Source organism: Faecalicatena orotica (assembly GCF_003149245.1).
Classification (GTDB): domain Bacteria; phylum Bacillota; class Clostridia; order Lachnospirales; family Lachnospiraceae; genus Faecalicatena_A; species Faecalicatena_A orotica.
This window is the reverse complement of record NZ_QGDL01000001.1, coordinates 772,106-793,378: the sequence shown is the minus strand read 5'-3', so window position 1 is coordinate 793,378 and position 21,273 is coordinate 772,106. Positions and strand designations below refer to the sequence as shown.

The following is a 21,273-nucleotide window of genomic DNA, read 5'->3' as shown; positions in this document are numbered from 1 at the left end:
GTCGGGGATAATAAAGTAGATTGACACAGTTCGTTTCAGATGATATATTTGAATTACTAAAAAGGCAAAATTGTCGTAAGGCAGTGACGCAAAGCCACAGATCCTGACTGAAAAAGGCAGGATGGCTGGGTTGCAGATGTACATAAGAAGGATTCCGCTTTTCATAGAAAAGGCGGGGGTTTTTCAATTGGGGGAATAGGGGAAAAGTTTATATTTTCCGGACTATCACAGCATCGGTCTGCAGGCGGTATCAATGTCTTTTGATACCGCCTTTTTGTGTCCACAACAAGATTGAGGAGGGGAAATGTATGAAGAAAAAGCTGGCATGGCTTCTGGCCATGTGCATGACGCTGCAGCTATCGGCTGTCAATGTTTATGCAGAAGAGGGTGTGCTAAGGACGCCTGATACAGCCGCAGGAACGATTGCGGATACTATCGGCAAAGATGTCGGTTCCGGGGAACAGACAGGTACGGACCCGGCGGACGGCTCTTTGGAAGATCAGTCAGGAAATGAGCAGGAAGAAGGAAAAGACCCAGAAGTGGATCAGGAGGAGAAAGATGCGGCTAACGAAAAAGACACAGCGGCTGCTGCTTCTGAGGATCAGGATTCCGGGCAGAAAAAGGGAAATTTATCGGTAGAGCTCACATGTAATCTGCCGGTTACTGATGTACAGACACGTATCGGGCAGATATCCGCGGTTTTGTTAAAAGACGGAACTGAGGCTGTTAGGAAGGATTTTACGGCGAAAGACGGCAGTACGACAAAAGGTACGGTTGATCTGAACGGGATTGAAGAGGGAACATACCTGCTCCAGATTAACGGAGGTGGTTTTGTTTATGGCCAGGAAATCGAAATACAGGCAATGAACCAGCAGATACGTCTTGTAGATATGACTGCAGTAATCGAAGGTGCGGCTCATCCGGGAACCTATGGATATGGGGATGTGAACGGGGACGGCGCAGTAGATGACACAGACCGTTCACTGCTTCTTGATGCGGTCAGCGAAGCTTCTTCAGACCTAATGTATGACCTGAACGGGGACGGTGCAGTGGATCTGGCAGATCTTCAGTGCTTCACTTATAGTTACGGGACAGAGAGTACAGAGGCGACTGTAACGAGGACTGCTTTGATCGATGAAACGAAGGTTGAGGCTAAGGTTGCCGAGGGGACGGAACTGGCACAGGGGAACAGTGTCATGGATGTTCTGACCGGGGCCGGGAGTATTTCAGTGAAGCCGGTATCGGATGAAGTGATATCTGAAGAGAATCCGGTTGAGATCAGCATTGATCTCTCCGGCCAAAAAGACCTGGCAGTCGGGGGCATTACAATTGCACCGGTACAGGACTCTGTAAATATCATTAAAGGCGGAACCATCGATGTCACCTATACAGACGAAGAAGGGGAGCATACGGAGACATTTGCGATTGATGAGCGGGCGGCCTATTTCCGGTCAAGGGCGGCGGCTGTGGTGACGCAGGAAGCCGATGGTACATTGGTTGTGAATCTGGGAAAACAGGTGGCAGTCAAGAGGATCAAGATCAAGGTTACAGATACCGGAAGTACGAAGCTTGCCGATATCGGAAAAGTAGAGTTTTTAAATGATATGGAGTCAAGAATACCGGCCCCTGTCATGAATATTCCGGGGAACCTTACAGTGACACCGGGCAGTAAGAAATTTACTTTGAACTGGGACGCGCAGGAGAATGTGTCAGGGTACGAGGTGGAGATTACACACGAAGAAAAGACGATCGTTATTCCGGCATCCGTGAACTGGCTGAATGTAACCTCCTTTGGAAATGAAAAACTGAAGAACCTGGAGGTTTACAAAGTCAGGGTCCAGTCTGTGAACGGCGAGTGGAGCAGTGGGTACAGTGATGCGATAGACGCCGTCCCGGCTGCAGACAAAGCACCGGATGCACCGGAGAATGTAAGCGTAAAGGGCGGGTACCGCCTGCTTGATATCTCGTGGAAGAAGATGGAGGATACGGATTACTATACCCTCTATTATAGAATAAAAGGTAAGACTGAGTATCAGAAAGTGGATAACATCACAGCAGCAAGCTACCGGCTTACTGGTCTGGAGAATCAGAAAACCTATGAGGTGTGCCTGACCGGGACGAATGACTGCGGGACAAGTAAAAAGTCAACAGTTTATGTAGGGACCACGATGGATCTGGATCCGCCTGTGACATCGAATTACAAACTGATCAATACCGACCAGGGGGTCGGAACGGCAACGGCGCACATTGCAGGTGTGGAATACCCGCATAATAAACCGGATAATGAGATGACAGTTGTTGATAACGATTATGCATCCTCCTGGATAATCAATTCATGGGATGCAGGGGGATTTAATTCAGGAAAGCCGTCCCCGATCGTAGAATTTGACCAGGCATATGAGATGAACCGGATTACGGTCGTTCCGGATGCAGGCCAGGCAGGGGGCTATAACTATGCCAAGACCCGGTATTGGGATGAGAATGGCAGCGAACAGATGATAAATGGCTTTTTGACATCCAAGAAAAGTTCCAATGGAAAAGTATATTATGAGCTGTGGTTTGATAAGCCGTTTACAGCAAAAAAAGTACAGGTTAATCTGGCCCAGTACTGGGCAGGGAACAACAGTGTTTCGATTGCGGAGATGAAGTTCTACTATTATGACAGTCTGGACGATGAAGTGGAGGCTTTGTATGCTGATAGTCTTCATGTGACACTTGCCGATAATGTGACAAAGGAAATGGTCGATGCTCTGGAGAAACGCACCAACACGAAGGACGAAGTAAGCGGCGAGTATCATCCGAGGCGGGACCTTCTGCTGCGTGAGATCGAAAACGCACGGAATATTCTGGAGAACGAGAAGCTTTCAGAACCGATCCGGGTGGATACAAGCATTATCAAGGCGAAGGACAATGTACTTAAGATGGCTTCCGGCCTGAATTCCTGGCAGCCGCTCGGGGTTGTGGCACATGAGGGTGAAGAACTGGCAGTCTATGTGGGCAGGGAGAATACCGCAGTTGGCGCCGGTACGAATGTGCGTCTGATTGCGGCCCAGTATCATGCGGAATCAGGCAGTTGGAATAAAGTCGTCGTATCGAATCTGGTGCAGGGGAAGAATGTAGTGACGATGCCGTCCATCAGCAGTCTGAATACGGAACACGGTGGCAGCCTGTATGTAGAATTTACCGGAACTAATAACAAGATTAACATACAGGTCAGAGTGAGCGGCGGCACAAAGATCCCGATGCTGGATATTTCAAAGGCATCTACTGAGGCGGAAAAACGTGCCGCGGTCAGGGCATATGTAGAAGAGTTAAATACGTATGTACCAAAGATTGAGCAGATGCATAACAGCCAGCATCTGGACAAGGACGAAACCCACTGCAATTATGCATATGACAAGCAAAACTGTATTCTGGGAGCGACCGAGATTGTTTTGGATAAGATGATGTATTCTGTCTCAGCAGAACAGATTTTAAACGGTATTAATAAAAAAGCAGGTACAGACGGGAATGATGTGGACAGCCAGACAGAGGTCCTTTACCAGTCTCTGGAGGCAATGGATCAGATGATCACGTTGTTTTACCAGCATAAGGGCCTGACAGACCAGACAGTGCCAGAGAATTATGGCGCAAACAACAGTTTTCCGGTAAGCAGGCTGAATATCCGGTATATGAGGATGTTCGCCGGGGCATTCATGTATGCCGGAGGGCTGCATATCGGAATCGAATGGGGAAGCATCCCGGGCCTCGCACGGTCACAGCCGGTTGTAAGTGACAACGGCAGATATGTGAGCGGGCAGCTGTTTGGCTGGGGCATTGCCCACGAGATCGGGCATATAATCAACCAGCCCGATTATGCAATCGCCGAGATTACGAATAACTATTTCTCTATTCTGGCGCAGGCTGACGAGACGAACGACAAGGTCAGATTCAAATACAAAGATGTTTATGAGAAAGTAACATCAGGAACAAAGGGAAGGGCGTCCAGTGTATTTACGAGTCTGGCTATGTACTGGCAGCTGCATCTTGCCTATGATGACGGTTTTAATTACAAGACTTACGATAACTACGAGGACCAGTTCAATAACCTGTTTTTCGCCAGAGTAGATGCTTATGCGAGAAACACCTCTCTTGCACCGAACGGGCTCTCACTGAACGGGGCAGATACGGACAATAAGCTGATGAGGCTTTCCTGTGCGGCCGCCAAGAAGAACCTTCTGCCGTTCTTTGAAAAGTGGGGAATGACACCGGATGAAACAACGAAGGCATATGCGGCGCAGTTCGGGGAAGAGACAAGAAATATATACTATATCACGGATGAGGCAAGGGTTTACCGTGTGGAAGGCGGGACAGACGCAGCTTCCGGCAGCACGGTCAATGCACAGATGGAGTATAAGAATAATTCAAAGCAGGTTACCCTGAAATTATCTAATACGGCAGCCGACCAGGATGCAATGCTCGGTTATGAAATATACCGCAACGGAAAAGTGGTTGGTTTTGTCGCGGCAGAAGATGGTGAGACCGTATTTACAGATACCATTGATACTGTGAATAACCGGGTATTTACCTACGAAGTAATCGGATATGACAAATTGCTTAACAAGACGGAAAAGACCGTGCTTGACCCGGTTAAGATCTCGCATGACGGCAGTGTTTCCAAGAAGCTATGGTCTGTGACAACAAACATGACGTCACCGGATGACGAACAGGAAACAGGCTCGGATGATAATCCGGAACCAGAAACAGTATCGGCAATTGGGAAGGTTTACAACGATGATTATAGTGACAGCTATGCTGGAGCCTCTAATGAGGCACCTTCTCTGGTCATCAGTTTTCAGGAAATGCTTGCAGTGGCAGGCATGAAGATTACTGTGCCGGAGGAAAGCGCAGATGCAATTAAGAAGTATGAGGTCTATGTAAGCAAAGATAATTCCGAATGGACACTGGCGAAAGCAGGCACCTTAACCTATGATGACGGTACGGCTGCCGTATATTTCAGTAAAGAGAATGACAGCTGGATGTATACTTATGATGCCTCATACCTGAAGCTTGTCGTAAAGGGCCAGAATAAGGCCGAACTGTCAGAGATAGACATCCTCGGTCCGGCAGGAGATAATGTGGAGCTTCTGAAAGATGGGATCGGGATACTGAAATCCGATTATGTCTATGATAAGACTCTTGAAGATGGTATGATACCAAAGGAATCGCTGATTTTTACCGGAGAATACAAAGGTAATCCGGCATATAATGCCCTGAAGCTTTATGACCAGAACAAAGAAATCATAGAAGGCACACAGGTGATCTTTGCGGAAGTGCCGGATAAAGGTGAACTCGGGGAGATTTCTTCCGGAACATGGATCTATTATATTGAACCAGATACCTATCAGGAACTTAAGGCAGCCGGCAGGATTCCGCAGAGTGTCACGGCAGAGCTCTACAGGGTCGATGATGCACACACAAATGAAGGTGAGAGGCTTGTAAGTGATACGCTGGAAGTAAAATTGCCGGCCGAACTGAAGGATATTGAAATAAAGGATAACAAGTAGGAGGGATTGAATGTGAAGAGATTAAAAAGAATATTACCGGTTCTTCTGCTTGTGATCTTCGGATACTGTCTGCCTGTATCGGCTCAGGATGCGAAGAATGATACATTCATTCAATGGAAAGCAGATGAAAAGCAGGAGAGTGCACAGCTTATCTTTGCACCAAATAAGGAACTTGTGAACAATGCAGTGACAACCATGCAGATTACGATGCTGGTTACAGATATCACGGGGGATAACCCCGGGGTATCCGTATCCTTTGACCAGTCAGGTGCAGGGGCATACCGTATATCTGATTACAGGTACAATCCTCAAAAGAAGGAATTAAATATCTTTCTCTCGGATACAAAATTACTGTTTGATAAAGACACAAAAAGCTGCTCTATCGGTACCGTGAGCCTTGATATGGATGATTCAGAATGTGAGATTATGATACAGCCGGTCTCTGTGAAAACAGTCAGCCAGAGCCATGCCGTAGGAGAAATCCAGTCAGGGGACCTGGCGGATATGGCTGTAAATCTGAAGAGGGTCAGCGGTACAGACAGCCCGGATGAACCGGGACAGCCAGACCATCCGGATAATCCGGGTGGAACAGATAATCCTGATGTACCGGGGGATTCCGGACAACCGGATAACCCGAACATACCAGATAACCCGGGGCAGCCAGATAACCCGGAGCAGCCAGGCAACCCAGATGTACCGGAGAATCCCGGTACCCCGGGACAGCCGGATGCAGATGCTGTATACGATAACGTAAAAGATGTGGTGAAAGAGCTGGAGGAGGGACAAACAGCCCAGATCACATATAAGATTGGAAAAGACGCTGTACTGTCGGACGAAGATCAGAAAACCGTTTTTCAGGCTCTTAAGGGGACCGATAAGTCGCTGACATTTGCAGTGGAAGACGATGGAGGCCTTCTATATTCCTTCACATTCCGCGGAGATCAGATCACGAATGAGAACATCGTCATGGACTTCAGGATAACGTCACTAATCAGCAGCCCTGACATCGGGAAGCTTCTCCAGAAGGGGGCACAGAATCTGTTCCTTGAATTCTCACACAGCGGTAAGCTGCCCGGCCCTGCGGAAGTGAAAGTATATGCAGGCAGTGTGTTTGCGGATGGGCAGAAGCTGTACCTGTACTATTACAATCCAGATAAGAAGGCGCTGGAGCCGGTACAGAAGGAGATTATCGTTAATGGAGGATATGTAGTATTTGAACTGACACACTGTTCCAGCTATGTACTGACGACTAAGGAAGTCAAAGAAGCAGGTAAATTCCCGGTACCGGGAGGACAGGAGGCTTCCGGCGGCACTGATGGAAAGAAAGACTTGCAGAAGGGCAATGTGGCGACGGGAGATAACAGTCCGGTTGTGCTGTATATCGTATTACTGGCTATTGCGGCGGCAGCCTTAATCGCAACAGTAATATGGCGGAGAATACGGAAATAAAATCATAAGAAACACAAAAATCCGCGGGATGATTCCTGCGGATTTTTGTGTGGGATACAATAAATCAATGGAATTTTGTTCCTATACTTGAAATTATCTGGTATAATCGACCCATAAAAGAGAGTAAAGGGGACGGTGAAATGTCAGAGAAAAAAGAAAAAAGGATACTTGCTGCCATTCTACCCCTGATTGTCGTCCTGATGCTGATAGTGTGGGGCGTAAAGCCGCGCACGGGCGAAACCACAGTCATGACCTCGGCAAACGGCGAATGGGATTTAACCAGTTCCGGTCTTATGCAGAAGAATGTACGAGTTACCGGCGATGTGGAATATGTGCCGGATGCCCTGCTGACCCCGCAGGAATTTTCAGGACGCACGGATATCTGTCTTGGTCAGCCAGATAACGGGACCCAGTATGCCACAAGCCGGATGCGGCTGAAGGTCCCCCGGGGCAGCTATCTCATCTGCGGGTACAGTGTGGACTTTGCAAGCCGTATGTATGTAAACGGCGAACTGCTTTTTGAGGCCGGTGTTCCGGGGGAAAACCGGGAAACAACCACACCGGGTGTAAAATTCTATGTACTCCCGGTATCCCCTGACGAGAATGGTGAGATAGTCATTGTACAGCAGGCGTCCAACTTTACCCATAAGGACAGCGGCACCCACGGAACTCTTTACATAGGCCTGCCGGAACAGATCAACCGGTATGTCTTGAGGAACCTTTGTCCGGAAGTCGTACTTATGGGGTGTTATCTGGTACTGTTTATCGTCCATATGGTTCTTTACACGATGATGCAGCATTACAAACCGAACCTATTGTTTGCACTATTTTGTCTGACGTGGTTTATCCGCACCGGTGTCACCGGGCAGCGCATACTGGGGGCGGTACTTCCAAATCTGCCGTGGACGGTAATCTTCCGGCTGGAATACTTAACGATGCCGTTAAGCGGTATCCTGCTGGTGTGGCTTCTGTACCTGCTCTTTCCCGGTGTACTGCAGAAATGGTTCCCGCCTGCCGCGAGTATTCTGTGCGGGTGCTTTGCTGCCATTGACATATTCGGCCCAACCCTGCTGATATCCTATACCGCAGTATGGCGTGTCGGGATACTGGGGCTGATCGGCCTGTATTTCTTTATCCGGCTTATCTTTCAGAAACAGCGGCCTGATACCGGACAGCTTGCCGTGCTGGCTGGCTTTGCGTTCCTGTTGTTTGCGGCCCTGTGGGATATGCTGTACCATATGGACATCCATATGCTGCCTGCACTTCGCTTTGCCGTTTCGGAAATGTCAATGGCGGTGTTCGTACTATTTGCCATGACAGCCCTGTTTTTTGGCACTATGAGTGAGGTGCGCCGGGCGAAAGAGCGTGAGGAACGAATGGCTGCCGAAAAGGAAATGATGGCGGAGATGAACCGTATGAAGAATCAGTTCTACACCGATATGTCCCATGAGATGAAAACACCATTAACGGTCATTTCGGTCAACGCACAGTTTGCAGCCCAGAATATCGGGACCGGTGTGGTGGATGAGGAAACGGTAGCGGACTTAAATGCGATCTCCACCGAGGCCAGACGGCTTGCCCAGATGGTAACAAGCCTTGTAGGACTTGGACGTATGCAGGGGACTGATTCCGTGTGTAAAAGGCTGGATCTGGAGTCTCTGATCGTGGAAACGGTGAGGATTTACCAGTCCATGTTTGCCCGGCAGGGGAACACCCTGACAGCAAAGACAGAGCCGGGGCTGCCCCCGGTGGAGGGAAGTGCCGACCAGCTTGTGCAGGTGTTGATTAACCTGCTGAGCAACGCCAACCGGCATACAAAGAACGGGACTGTCCTCGTCCGGGCAGAAGCGCTGGAACATCAGGTGCGGGTGAGTGTTGCCGATGACGGGGACGGTATCAGCCGGGAGCTGCTGCCTCATGTATTCGAGCGGTTCCGGCGTGGTGATGAAGGAGTTACGGGTCTGGGACTTACCATCTGTAAAACAATTATCGAAGGGCATGGCGGCCAGATCGGCGTTCAGAGTGAGGAAGGCAAAGGGGCGGAAGTGTGGTTTACACTGCCGGCGAAGGAGGTTGAACATGAAAGAGACAGGGATAATCCTGCTGGTGGAGGACGATAAGAATATTCAGCGAATCAACCGCCGTATTCTGGAGCGTGAGGGATTTTTTGTGCTGTGCGCGGCAGCGCTTTCAGGGGCACGGAAACTGCTTCAGACGCATACGCCCGATGTGCTGGTGCTGGACATCATGCTGCCGGACGGAAGTGGCCTTGCATTCTGTGAGGAAATACGGCCGACCACGTCGGCCCCGGTGTTGTTTCTGACGGCCCTGGATGAAAAGAGTGAGATCATCGAGGGACTTGTAGCGGGCGGCAATGACTATATCACAAAGCCGTATGATGTAGATGAATTTGTGGCCCGTGTCAAGGCACAGCTTCGTCTTGTGCGGATGAACCGGCGGGATACGGAGCAGGCAAAGACCATCACGCGGGGACCGCTTGTGCTGGATACCGTAGCCCTGCGTGCTTTCTTGAACGGTGAAGATATGCTGCTTGCAGCGAGGGAATTTTCTGTCCTGCTCTACCTATTAAAAAATGAAGGCAGGACTATTCCGGCGAAGGAAATCTATGAGGGGGTTTGGAAACAGCCTTTATCAGGGAATGCCAGCGCCATTTGGAAATGCATGTCCCGGCTGAAGAATAAACTGGCGTTGTCCGGCGGGAAAGTATCCCTGATGACCTTTCGGAACGAGGGTTACCTGCTGGAGATTATGGAGGACAAACCTCAGAAAAAATAATAACATTCCGAGTGGATCAATGCGAACCTGACATTTTGGTAAGGTTCGCGTTTTTTATCCCTTTTTTTGCTATCCTAGAATAAAGGAAGGAGGCAGTTTTTATGGAAAAGGAATATCAAGAGGTAACTTTTGAAGTTTGCATAGAGGAAGTACAGAATTATATATGGCAGGGAAAAGTAAAAACAAACGGGAAAACCATATCGTTTAAAAGTGATCTCGAACTAATGCTGCTTTTGGACAGGCTGGTGAATGAAAATTGTCAGGTACCCTGCCCCTAATCCGATGCGTGATATAAAAGAGGAGGGACAGCATATGAAAATGAATTCAGCGGGTATTGCTGGATGCCCCCCGAACCGGTCCTGTGAGGAGAGTGCTGCGCGCAACGAGCAGTTTGTAGGGGAATGTCTGAAGAAGATCAGGAAGGCCCCGGATGCGGAGGAAGGGCTTAAGCGGCTTCTCTGTTTTTTGGGAGAACAGCTGGAGTGTGACCGGGTATACGTTTTTGAAGAAATGGACCGCCAGCACATCCGCAACACTTATGAATGGTGCAGGGCTGGAATATCGTCCGGCATCGAAGAACTGCCTTATGTGGCGAAAAAAGACCTGCTTCCCTGGTACGGGCAGTTGACGAAAGGTGAGAACATCATTGAACCGGACGTGGAACTGCTGAGGGAAAAGGACACGCTGATTTATGAGTTTTTACAGCCCCAGAAAATCCAGTCCATCATTCTGAGTCCTCTGCTAGCCCAGGGAAAAATGTATGGTTTTTTAGGGACAGATAATCCTCCGCCAGAGAAGATGGAACACATCTCGGTGGTATTTGACGTACTGGCCTATTTTGTCTGCTCACTGGTCAGCCAGCGGGAACTGTCAAGGCTTCGGGAAAGCTATTCCCATAAGAAAAGGCCAAAGACGGACGCACTGCATACGGGAAAGACTGTTCTTCTGGTGGATGACAGTCCGCAGCTGCTGCGTCTGAACGAACGTGTCCTGCGCCCGGAAGGATATTCCATCTTAAGTGCGGGAACATTGTGGGAAGCAAGGACAATTTTGCATAAAACAACGCCGGATGCGATTGTTCTTGATATTGACCTGCCGGATGGGAACGGCCTCGACTTTTGCAGGGAGCTGCGGGCCAGAAACGAAATTCCGGTCGTGTTCCTTACCGCCCACTCCGACGCACAGACAGTACAGGAGGGTGCCAAAGCCGGAGGGTGTGCACTTTTAACAAAACCTTACCAGATGGAAGAATTACAGAATGCCGTGGCAGATGCGTTGTCTGGAGTTAACATAAAGAAATCCGAAGGGATTGTCGGTAAATCCCAATATTAGTCCCCCTTTACATATCCCCACTGGAGTCAATGCTTTTGCGGCATTGAAATTCCCAGTGGGGATATGCTATAATAAAAAGAACATTTGTTTTGGTTTGGGATTGAGTAACAGAAATGTTTTATGGGAGATTACGGATATGGAGATTCAGGATTTGATCATACACAGGGAAAGACTGGCCAGAAGAGGGGCAGAGTATGCCGCTTTCCCGGCTGGTTTACAGAAAGAGATTAAAAGCTTCTTAGGGCAGAGTAAAATAGAGAAACTATATTCCCATCAGGCAGAGATGTTTGAGGCTGCCCTCAGGAAAGAGAACGTGGTGATTACGACCTCGACTGCCAGCGGGAAGACGTTAAGTTTCCTTCTGCCTGTGCTGCAGTCGGTCCTGGATGACCCGCTGACGAGGGCCGTCTTTGTCTATCCGACGAAAGCGCTTGCAGCCGACCAGTTCCGTGCACTGAAGCCGTGGCTCGAATACTTTGGGGAAGGGCGGGTATCGGCCGGGGTATACGACGGTGACACCCCGCCCCGGGAGCGCAGCAGAATCCGGAAGAGCGCGAATATCATTCTTACGAATCCGGAGATGCTAAACGGTGCATTCCTGCCGAATCACAGTAAGTATGGTTTTGACTTTATTTTTACAAACCTCAGATACGTGGTGATCGACGAGCTGCACAGCTACCGTGGGGCGTTCGGCTCCCATCTGGCCAATATTTTCAGGAGGCTTAAGAGGGTATGCAGTTATTATGGGTCATCCCCGCAGTTTCTCTGCAGTTCTGCCACGATTGCGAATCCGACTGAACTGGCGGAGAATATATGCGGCGGGAAGTTCACCCTGATCTCACGTGACGGTTCCCCGTGCCCCGAAAAGGAATACCGGATCATACAGCCGCCTGTCATCAAAGGCTCCAATGACAAGGTTTATGGAAGATATTCTTCTACCGCAGTGGCTACGGACCTGCTTCCGCGGCTCGTCGAAGAGAACCATCATTTCATCGCCTTTGCGAGGTCCAGGAAAAGTGTGGAGATTATCTTAAAAGAGTCAAGGGACAAGCTGGATTCAGCGGGGTTCCTGTCACAGGGGGACAGCCGGAAGATCGCGGGTTACCGCGGCGGATATACGCCGCTGGAACGAAAAGAGATCGAGAGAAAGATGATTTCCGGTGAACTATCGGGACTGGTGTCTACGAATGCACTTGAGCTCGGGATTGATATCGGGAATCTGGATACGACGGTAATCGTCGGCTATCCGGGAACAAGGGCCTCCTTCTGGCAGCAGACAGGGAGGGCCGGGAGAGGGCAGGACGCATGTGTAAATTATCTGATACTGGAAAACCAGCCCTTTGACCAGTATATAGCCATTGATCCTGACTGGCTGTTTTGTCAGGAGAGCGAGAATGCGATTGTGGACCGTGACAATCTGCTGATCCAGCTTTCGCATATCCGTGCCGCCGCGGCCGAGATGCCGCTGACGATGGATGATATTGCCCTGTTCCCTGCATTGGGTGAAGTTATCCCAGTACTCCTAAAGGCGGAGGAATTAAAGAGTCTGGGAGGGAAGTTTGCATGGTCCGGCCCCGCATTTCCCGCAGGGGACTACAGCCTGAGGAACATGGACCAGACGAGGTTCAAACTGATTCTGGAAAAAGAAGAGAGAGAAATTACGGAGATGGACGAATCCCAGGCATACCATGAGATTTACCCGGGGGCGGTGTATATGCATGAAGGGACGTCCTATGAGGTACTGAGCCTTGACCTGAAAAGCCGTACCGCCAGATGTATTCCTTTTGACGGCAATTTTTATACCGTGCCGGCAGGAACCAAGGAAACGAGGGTCCTTCAGGTTTTCCAGGAGGAGCCCTACGGGCGCACGCACATCCGGTTCGGGGATATCAATGTGAACGAACTGGTCTCCATGTTTAAGAAGCTTCAGTTCCATAATCATCAGAATCTGGGATATGTAAGCTTAACAGTGCCGCTTCAGAAGGACTATGATACGGAGAGCACATGGCTGGAGATCCCGGAGAATGTGGTCTATGTCTTCCGCAGGCTCTTACAGAGGAACCAGTCAGGAGAACTCGTGAGGAACAATCACTTTGACGGGCTGTCAAACGCTATCAGGAACGCGGCGATGATGGTTACGATGGCTGCACGGGACGATATTGATGTAGTTGTTTCCGGCAACGCGCTGATTCCGGATGACAGGGACGAAGCAGTCGTATACATGTTTATTTATGATAAGTATGTGGGCGGGCTGGGATATTCGGAGAAGATATACGACCTGATCCCAAAGATTCTGGAAAATGCAGTCCACATGGTGAAAAACTGTCCCTGCGAGGATGGCTGTCCGGCATGTGTGGGTGATTATACACTGGATAAAAAGCTGGTACTGTGGGGGCTTACCAATCTGCTTGAGAAGACAGCGGCGCCGGAATCTGTCAAAATGGTTGAAGAGACGGAGAAGCCGGCCGTACAGAAGCAATTTTCCTTTTTCTCTCTTCCTGAAAACTGGGAAGAGTTCTGTGACTGTGTGGAGAAAAACGGCGAAGCCGGAGGGGCATTTTTAAAGACGGTACAGCGCGTGGATATAAAGGGGCACTGCCTGACCATAACCGTAGGAAACACTTTCAATGAGATGTGGATCAAGGAGCCGGAGAACAGAAAGAGTATTGAGAATATCCTTCGCTATCATGCAGTCTGTCCCGCGGATATGAGACTGGAAGTGGCGGCGCAGATAGATGAGGACCGGGAAAAGAAGACAAAGGCAAGGCTGGAAAGAAGGTTTGAAGATATTGTATTATGAAGAACAGTGGGAACGCCTGAATGAATACCAGAGGGCAGCCGTGCTGGATGAAAGCCCTGCCTGTGTCGTCAACGCCAATGTCGGGAGCGGCAAGACAACGGTACTGATTGCCAAGATTCTGTACCTGCATATAGAGAAAAAGGTTCCGGTGCGGAGCATGACGGTCCTTACATTTACGAATAAGGCTGCAGGGGAGATCAGGGAGCGTCTGCTTAAGATAGAGCCGGGCCTTACTGACGAAGAACTGGCAGGATTTGGAACCTTCCATAGTGTCGCAATGAATTTTTTAAGGTCCTCTCTCCCGGTTGAGAAGGCTGGGCGGACGAAGGATTTCATGATTATCGAGCCGGATGAAGAGGCGGAGCTGGCCCTGCGCCTTGCGAAGGAAAGAAAGCTGAGCATCAAGTACAAGAACCGCCTGAAAAAGCGGATGGAGCAGGAGTATGCGGCCTTTAGCCAGGGGAAGGGGATAAGCCGTTACAAAGATGACCTGTTTCTTTTGTTTCAGGCCTTACAGGAAGAGAAGAAGCGGCAGAATAAAATGTCCTTCGCGGATCTGATAGAAATCAGCACAGAACTGTTGAAAGAAGAAAATGAAAAGCCTGCATGGATCATCATTGATGAGGTGCAGGACAGCGACAGAAAGCAGATGGACTTCATTACCGCGCTGAAGGGGGAGCAGACAAGGCTCTTTGCGGTAGGTGACCCGAACCAGCTGATCTACAGCTGGAGGGGGAGCGTGGAGACGATGTTCTACTTTCTGAAACATCAGTTCGGGGCGAAAGAACTTTCACTTCCGGTTAACTACCGTTCCAGCGGGACGATACTGGAGGCGGCGGAGAAGTTCCTGCAGTATGGGAATACCGTGGCGGGCAGCAGGGAGGCCGGAAGTCCCATACTGGTGAGAAACCATTACGATGCTTTTCAGGAAGCCGTATATCTGGCACAAAAGATCAGGCAGATGAACGAAAAAGGTATGGATTACGGGGAAATCGCAGTTTTTTACAGGCTCCAGAGCCAGTCGGAGATATTGGAAAATGTCTTTGAAAAGGAAGGGATTCCGTTTACCGTTTCGCAGAGAAAGACACTGAGGGATATCCCCGCTCTGGAGTGGTTTGTGAAGGTACTTGCATATGCCTGCAATCCGGAGGATATCTATGCGGCAGAGACAGTGCTGTCCCATCCGTCCTATGGGGAGTGGGCAGGGAAAAAGGGCTGGAAAAGCTTTCTGGCAGAACCGGAAGAAGGCCGGTCCCGGATTTTTGACAGAATGCGCGGTTTTATGCAGACATTCTCGGAAGTGCAGGTACAGGAGCCGGAACAGATCTACCGGTATTTTTTACTGGATGACTATTTACGACCCAATGCAGCTTCATTTGTAGAAGACAGGGATATGGTCCTTGATTTCTGCAAAAGGCTGACCGGCTATAGCAGCGAGAATCACAGGCCTTTCTTTGAGGGAACCGCAGAGTTCCTTCGTTCATCGGCACTGTATGGTATCCAGATACTAAAAACGGAGGAAAATCCGGGGCGGGACAAGGTGAGGCTGATGACACTGCATGCCTCCAAGGGACTGGAATTTACCAGTGTATTTATCATCGGTGTAAATGACGGGCTGCTCCCGCTGGCTGGGCGCGGGTTTGAAGAGGAGGAAGAACGCAGGCTTTTCTTCGTGGGAATGACAAGGGCAAGGGAATATCTGGAACTGTCTTACTATACGAACCCGGGACAGCCCCGTGCAGCGGGCGGTCCGGGCAGATATCTGAAAATGCTTCCCCGGCATCTTCTGGACTGGGAGGAGGATAAGACCCCGGAAGAGAAACAGGCGAATCTCCAGCAGCTGAGGAAAGCAGTGAGTAAGGAAATGAACCGTGTACAGGTAGAGAAGCAGGAAGTAAAGAAAGTCAGGCACGCCAGATACGGCACCGGTGTACTCATCTCGGAAAATGAAATGACTGTGGAGGCAGAGTTCGAGGGATATGGTAAAAAAGAATTTTTGAAGGCGTTTGGTGAGGTTGAGATATTAGGATAAAAAAGATTAGCAGGAAATCTAAAAAGGATTTCCTGCTAAATCTGCAGTAATTCATTTACTGTTGCATCCAGTACTTCGGCAAGGGTTATAAGTTCATAATCGGCGACAATACGTTCACCGGTTTCGATACGGCTGATGGCTTTTTGATTTAGATTAAGACCTGCAAGCTGCAGCTTTGCGGCAAGCTGTTCCTGCGAGAGTCCGGCTTTTTCACGAAGCATTTTGACTTCAGGACCAGAGGCATTGCATTTGCCATCTATATATTTGTATATTTTCAAAAGACAGCTCCTCCATTTATTCCTTAAATAGGTAATATATATTTTGACATTATCATAGTACTTCATGCATGTTTATCCCAAAGATGACTAATTTTAATATGGGAACAATGTATACCGGTCTTTGATTGCAAATTACTAAATTGTCTGATAAATTAGAAGTATATAAAAATATTGGGGGAAATACTCCTGAACAGATGGGAGGCATTGCTTATGGAACTGCTTACGCTATATCTGGTCGATGATGAACCGATCATATTAAAAGGACTGCTGGAAACCTATGACTGGGAGCGAATGGGTTTTGAGGTGACGGGATGGGCGCGCGATGGGGAAGATGCGCTGAAGGAGATTCCCGCAAAGAAACCGGATGTAGTCCTGACAGATGTCCGGATGAAGAAGATGGATGGACTTGCGCTGATTGAGAAAGTAAAAGCGATGGACCAGAAGACGAATTTCGTGGTAATCAGTGCCTACCGTGATTTCGAGTATGCAAGGAAAGCGTGCCAAAACGGGGCGCTTTCTTATCTGGTAAAACCGATTGAGGAAGAAGAACTCGAACGGACGATGTCCGAGATCTACGAGATGTGTACAGAGAAAAAGTTCAAGGAAAAGAACTATTCTCTCTGGGAAAAAGTGCTTCTAGAGGATAAGGACAACTTCCTGAACCAGATGGTCGGGAAATATCTGGATGATGCGATGGACGAGCCGGAGCTTGCTGAATTCTTCATCAGCCTGTCCCGGGAGGCGGAGATGAATCATTCCTTTGCCGTGATCACGGCGGGGATTGACATTGCACAGCGTGTCGTGAACCAGAAGGAGTTTGACATGAAGCAGTATGTTCTGGACACAAGCCTGAATAAGAGGATCCGGGAAAAGTATCAGGTCTGGACGAAGGGGACGCAGGAGGGCGCCACCTGCTATATCGTGGATCTGGGGGAAAGCGGAAGGGTTGAACCGCTGAAAATCATCCTGACCGACCTTCGATCAGAATTAAAAGGGGATATGATCTCGGCCCTGTCGAACAGTGAACACGGGATCAGCGGTCTGAAAACTGCATACATACAGTCTCTCCATCTCTTTGAGGTGGCGGCGGAGGCCGGCGCGGGACTGCTTTCTATGGAAGGAAAGTCCCTTCCCAAGACAAAGAACCAGTATTCACTGGATGTGGAGACACAGGTTCTGGGAGCGCTGCGAAAAAATGACATAAAGCAGATCAAGAAGGCTTATGAGAAGTTTGTCTATATTCTCCCGGAGGATGAAGATGCTGTCCGGGTATATCTGCGCAGGCTTGCCGTGCGCGTGGAGTTTTCTATCGAAGATTCCTACGGGCTGATACCGGAAATGAAGCAGAGTTTCCGCAACTTCTATGATGCGGTGGATACCGTGAATCCTCCGAAGGGCGTGAATATCCTGTATCAGCTTCTTCTGCATATTATCGAACTGCGAAGTAATATGGAGGAAGATACGTCAAGGGAGTATTTTCAGGATTACATACCGGTTGCTCTGAATTACATCCGGGAAAATCTGCAGGATGAGAATTTATCAATCGGCAGTGTATCTGAACATGTATATCTGAATCCGGTTTATTTCGGCCGGATTTTTAAGAGTGTCATGAAGATGCCGTTTAAGCGCTATGTGCAGAATATGCGGATGGAAAAGGCGAAGGAACTGATTCTGGAGGATCAGGAGAGCATTGCAAATATCTGTGTACAGGTGGGGATTCCGAATCCGTCTTATTTTTCACAGGTGTTTAAACAGTATACGGGAATTCTGCCCAGTGAATATAAAAGGAGTCTCGAAGCATGAAAACCGGGAGCAGAGAATCTGGCACAGGGAAGGCGGGGTACAGAAAGTATTTCTTCGGCATCCGGAAAAAGGCGGTCGTATCGATCACTGTCATTTTCGGGATCATTTTTTTCCTGACCTATCTTGGAATCAACAAAATAGTAAAAGATAATACAAGGGAATTCCTGACAGACCAGTATTCTTATCTGAACGATAAGGTACTGGGTTCTTTCAGGAATACTTATGATGAGCTGAATTCCCTGACAGCCGACTTCGTGACCAATGACTATGTGCAGAAAACACTGACGAACCAGACAGTGACGGCTTCGGACAGAGACATGATGGAGCGGACGCTGTCTTATTATAATAAAAGTTTTCTGGATTCTTATCTGGTGATTGATAATAAGGGAAACCAGTACTCCCAGAAGGGAATCCGGCTGGATATGGAAAAATTCAGGAAAAGTGCAATCTATCAAAGTCTGGGGGATGAGTATTCGAAAACAAAGATTCTCTGGACGAGGGACGTAATCTTTGGAACGAATGAAATGAGTTTCTTTGCAGTGCGGTATATCCGTGAGATGAATTCTGTACACGATGCGGGGGTTTTAATCCTGAAGCTGAATGAACGAGTCATGGATGCCGTGAGGGAGAGTGCGGAAAATGAAGAACTGGCTTATTTTATCGTCAATTCAGACAAGGAAATCTGTTATAAAATCATACCGGACGGGATGGATGAAAGCTGGCATCAGGAACTCAATGAGAGACTGTGGAATCCGGATGAAACAGAATCCAAAAGTCTGAAAAACGGGATATTCAGCAGCAGCACTGATGAGAAGACGATGTTTACTGTAATTACATATGCGCCGGGCAGTGTGACCAATCAGGTGATCCGTGAGATCCAGCTTGTCATGGGGCTGATTTTTGGACTGATGTTTGTATTGACAGTGGCGGGGGTGGCTTTTTTTACAAAACGCCTTACGAGTCCGATTGAGTATTTGAGCTCTACGATGCGGGATTTTGACGACAGTAAACTGGATGAGCGGATTTCCCTCGATACAAATACAGAACTAGACTTTATCGGGCATGCCTACAACAAGATGATCGAAAAGGTAAAGAGCCTGATGAACGATGTTATGAAGAAAGAGAAGGAACTCAAAGACAGTGAGATGCAGACGATGCTCTACCAGATCCGCCCGCATTTCCTGTATAACACACTGGATACGATCTATATGCTTGCCCGGATCCAGAAGGAAGAGACGATCATGAAGATGACGCAGTCCCTGTCCAGATTCCTGCGGATTAACTTAAGTAACGGGCGGGAGAGTATCGAGGTGAGTCAGGAACTGGAGCATGTCAGTTCCTATCTGGAGATCCAGAAGATCAGGAATACAGACCTTTTTGAGTACGAGGCCAGTGCAGAGCCGGGAACAGAGAAGCTTTTTGTGACAAAAATGATTCTCCAGCCAATTGTGGAGAACAGTATCAAACATGGCTTCCGGGATATTTATTCCGGTGGGATGATCTGGATTCGGGCATACTGTGAAGACGGATATCTCTGCTTTTCCGTGGAAAATAACGGGACGCCTGTCCTGCCGGATGCGCTTGAGAAACTAAACAGGATGGAGCAGGTGTCTATGGATGAGATGGACATGCTGATCGAGAAAAGACAAGGCGGTTTTGGCATCTGCAACGTAGTAAAACGTCTGCGGCTTAAGTACAATGACCAGATTCGTTTTTACTATGTAGCTAAAAGCGCAGGGACAGAGTGTGTGATAAAAATCAGGCTGGAGGAACTGGAACATTGAGAAAAAGAAAAATGATGAATGTATGTGTATGTTTGATTGCTTTCGCAGTACTGCTCCCCCTGTCCGCATGCAGCCCCAAACAAGAGGTACAGAGGAATGACGGGGAAGAGGCAGCAGGCATCCCTGTTACATTTCTCATTAATCCGGCCACAAACTTAAGTGAGAATCAGGAGCTGGCTGAGGCATTTAACGAGGAGTATGAAGGCGAATACTATGTGGATGTGGAATGGCTGACGGAGAGCGCCAGCGGCTACAGGGAAAAGCTGAAGCAGTGGAATATTCTGGACGAGATGCCCGCCGTGATTACAGATGCGGGATTCGATTATGACTTCTATACACTTCTTACAGAAAACAAACGGCTCGTGAATCTAAGACCATATATGGATGCAATTCCTCAGTGGAAGGCCGCGGTCGAGCCGGAGATACTGGATGCATGTACAGAAGAGTCCGGGGACATATATCTGGCGCCTCTGGGAAGCGGGATTCAGTCTTATGCCGGGATCATTTACAACAAGGAGCTGTTAAGACAGGCAGGTTACGAAACGTTTCCAAAGACGTGGGAGGCATTCTGGGACTGTCTCGATGCCTTGCAGGCGAAGGGCATAACGCCGCTGTCCCTCCACGGCTACGGGAGTTACTGGGTACCGATGCTGTTTGCAACAAGTTATCTGTACGGTACGCAGGAGGGACAGGCCTTTTTAGACCAGGATTTTCCGGACAGTTACCAGACGCCTGAGATGGCAGATATGATGGAAATGCTGGACAGAATGTACGGCTATACATACGCGGATGCCGTAGAAATTGATTATGACGAGGCAGAGGAACGCTTTTGCAGCTGGGAAGCCGCAATTTTTGCAAACGGGTACTGGATGATTCAGGAGATGCCGGATAACGTGAAAGAAAACATGGGGTTTGCCCCATTCCCCGGAAATATTTTGATGAATTCGCCGCGCATGAGTGCATGGGCGCTCACTGCCGGTTACGATGCAAAAGTAACCGATGGGGCCGCAAAGCTGCTGGCATTTAGGGTGGAACTGGATGCACGGAATTCGGAGAAGCTGCGAAACAAAGAGGGAGTGAGTGCGCTGGAGTGTAGTTATATAGACGCGGTCGAAAGCGTCAGCACCATCATGCCGAATTACCAGATGAAATGGGAGCAGGAGATACAGAACGATTTCTTTACAGAAAGACTACCGGGGTATCTGGATGGAGAGATAGATACAGGGACACTTCTGAAAGAAATGGATGAAAGGCTGGAACAGATACGGGCGAAAAAGTAAAGGGGAAGATGCAATGAAGGGGAATTAGCAGGAGCAGCAGGCCTGTCCATTCTGACGGATGGACAGGCCTGCTTTTATGCAAATCGGAAACAGATTATAAAATGTTTATGTGATTTTGTTAAGATTATATAAAGAGTGTTTTATTTTGGAATTGGTTTGATATAATAGGTTTA

The 21,273-nt window shown here is 48.7% G+C and carries 12 protein-coding genes and 1 riboswitch; of the genes, 11 read left to right on the top strand and 1 reads right to left on the bottom strand.

Annotated features, from left to right (window positions below; genetic code table 11):
* Positions 1-53 precede the first annotated feature (53 nt).
* A riboswitch (cyclic di-GMP riboswitch) is annotated at positions 54-138 on the top strand.
* A gap of 170 nt (positions 139-308) precedes the next feature.
* The 8 genes from A8806_RS03445 to A8806_RS03415 all read left to right on the top strand — a co-directional run bounded on the left by A8806_RS03445 (position 309) and on the right by A8806_RS03415 (position 15,955).
* On the top strand, positions 309-5,546 hold the full coding sequence (locus A8806_RS03445; RefSeq protein ID WP_109729738.1) for a fibronectin type III domain-containing protein: 5,238 nt from the start codon (positions 309-311) through the stop codon (positions 5,544-5,546).
* Between the two features lie 12 nt (positions 5,547-5,558).
* Positions 5,559-6,995, top strand: a complete 1,437-nt coding sequence (locus tag A8806_RS26540; protein WP_112132948.1) for a hypothetical protein — start codon at positions 5,559-5,561, stop codon at positions 6,993-6,995.
* A 140-nt stretch (positions 6,996-7,135) separates the two neighbouring features.
* The gene (locus A8806_RS03435) at positions 7,136-9,115 is read left to right on the top strand and encodes a sensor histidine kinase (protein ID WP_109729737.1); all 1,980 of its coding nucleotides are present in this window, start codon (positions 7,136-7,138) and stop codon (positions 9,113-9,115) included.
* Positions 9,075-9,791, top strand: coding sequence for a response regulator transcription factor (locus A8806_RS03430; protein WP_109729736.1), 717 nt, complete (start codon positions 9,075-9,077; stop codon positions 9,789-9,791). Before A8806_RS03435 ends, A8806_RS03430 begins: the two co-directional genes overlap by 41 nt.
* A gap of 101 nt (positions 9,792-9,892) precedes the next feature.
* Complete coding sequence (locus A8806_RS26075) at positions 9,893-10,069, top strand: hypothetical protein (protein ID WP_181368562.1); 177 nt, start codon at positions 9,893-9,895, stop codon at positions 10,067-10,069.
* A 34-nt stretch (positions 10,070-10,103) separates the two neighbouring features.
* Positions 10,104-11,123, top strand: a complete 1,020-nt coding sequence (locus A8806_RS03425; protein ID WP_109729735.1) for a response regulator — start codon at positions 10,104-10,106, stop codon at positions 11,121-11,123.
* A gap of 136 nt (positions 11,124-11,259) precedes the next feature.
* Positions 11,260-13,923 (top strand): DEAD/DEAH box helicase, encoded by a 2,664-nt coding sequence (locus A8806_RS03420; RefSeq protein ID WP_109729734.1) that lies wholly within the window; start codon positions 11,260-11,262, stop codon positions 13,921-13,923.
* Positions 13,904-15,955 (top strand): ATP-dependent helicase, encoded by a 2,052-nt coding sequence (locus tag A8806_RS03415; RefSeq protein WP_330405236.1) that lies wholly within the window; start codon positions 13,904-13,906, stop codon positions 15,953-15,955. Before A8806_RS03420 ends, A8806_RS03415 begins: the two co-directional genes overlap by 20 nt.
* A gap of 35 nt (positions 15,956-15,990) precedes the next feature.
* Here A8806_RS03415 and A8806_RS03410 read toward each other — a convergent pair whose 3' ends face one another.
* On the bottom strand, positions 15,991-16,233 hold the full coding sequence (locus A8806_RS03410; protein WP_242995940.1) for a helix-turn-helix domain-containing protein: 243 nt from the start codon (positions 16,231-16,233) through the stop codon (positions 15,991-15,993).
* Positions 16,234-16,443: 210 nt separating this feature from the next.
* On the opposite strand from A8806_RS03410, the gene A8806_RS03405 reads away from it, so the two are divergent.
* The 3 genes from A8806_RS03405 to A8806_RS03395 are packed head-to-tail and all read left to right on the top strand — an operon-like array spanning position 16,444 to position 21,100.
* Complete coding sequence (locus A8806_RS03405; RefSeq protein ID WP_109729731.1) at positions 16,444-18,036, top strand: response regulator; 1,593 nt, start codon at positions 16,444-16,446, stop codon at positions 18,034-18,036.
* Positions 18,033-19,820 (top strand): sensor histidine kinase, encoded by a 1,788-nt coding sequence (locus A8806_RS03400; protein ID WP_109729730.1) that lies wholly within the window; start codon positions 18,033-18,035, stop codon positions 19,818-19,820. Before A8806_RS03405 ends, A8806_RS03400 begins: the two co-directional genes overlap by 4 nt.
* Positions 19,817-21,100, top strand: coding sequence for an ABC transporter substrate-binding protein (locus A8806_RS03395; protein WP_109729729.1), 1,284 nt, complete (start codon positions 19,817-19,819; stop codon positions 21,098-21,100). Before A8806_RS03400 ends, A8806_RS03395 begins: the two co-directional genes overlap by 4 nt.
* Positions 21,101-21,273 lie beyond the last annotated feature (173 nt).

What these genes read in the sequence shown, in the direction of transcription:
- A8806_RS03435 (WP_109729737.1), top strand. Translation starts at nt 7,136, where the DNA reads ATGTCAGAGAAAAAAGAAAAAAGGATACTTGCTGCCATTCTACCCCTG.
- A8806_RS03400 (WP_109729730.1), top strand. Translation starts at nt 18,033, where the DNA reads ATGAAAACCGGGAGCAGAGAATCTGGCACAGGGAAGGCGGGGTACAGA.
- A8806_RS03445 (WP_109729738.1), top strand. Translation starts at nt 309, where the DNA reads ATGAAGAAAAAGCTGGCATGGCTTCTGGCCATGTGCATGACGCTGCAG.
- A8806_RS03420 (WP_109729734.1), top strand. Translation starts at nt 11,260, where the DNA reads ATGGAGATTCAGGATTTGATCATACACAGGGAAAGACTGGCCAGAAGA.
- A8806_RS03405 (WP_109729731.1), top strand. Translation starts at nt 16,444, where the DNA reads ATGGAACTGCTTACGCTATATCTGGTCGATGATGAACCGATCATATTA.
- A8806_RS03425 (WP_109729735.1), top strand. Translation starts at nt 10,104, where the DNA reads ATGAAAATGAATTCAGCGGGTATTGCTGGATGCCCCCCGAACCGGTCC.
- A8806_RS26075 (WP_181368562.1), top strand. Translation starts at nt 9,893, where the DNA reads ATGGAAAAGGAATATCAAGAGGTAACTTTTGAAGTTTGCATAGAGGAA.
- A8806_RS03430 (WP_109729736.1), top strand. Translation starts at nt 9,075, where the DNA reads ATGAAAGAGACAGGGATAATCCTGCTGGTGGAGGACGATAAGAATATT.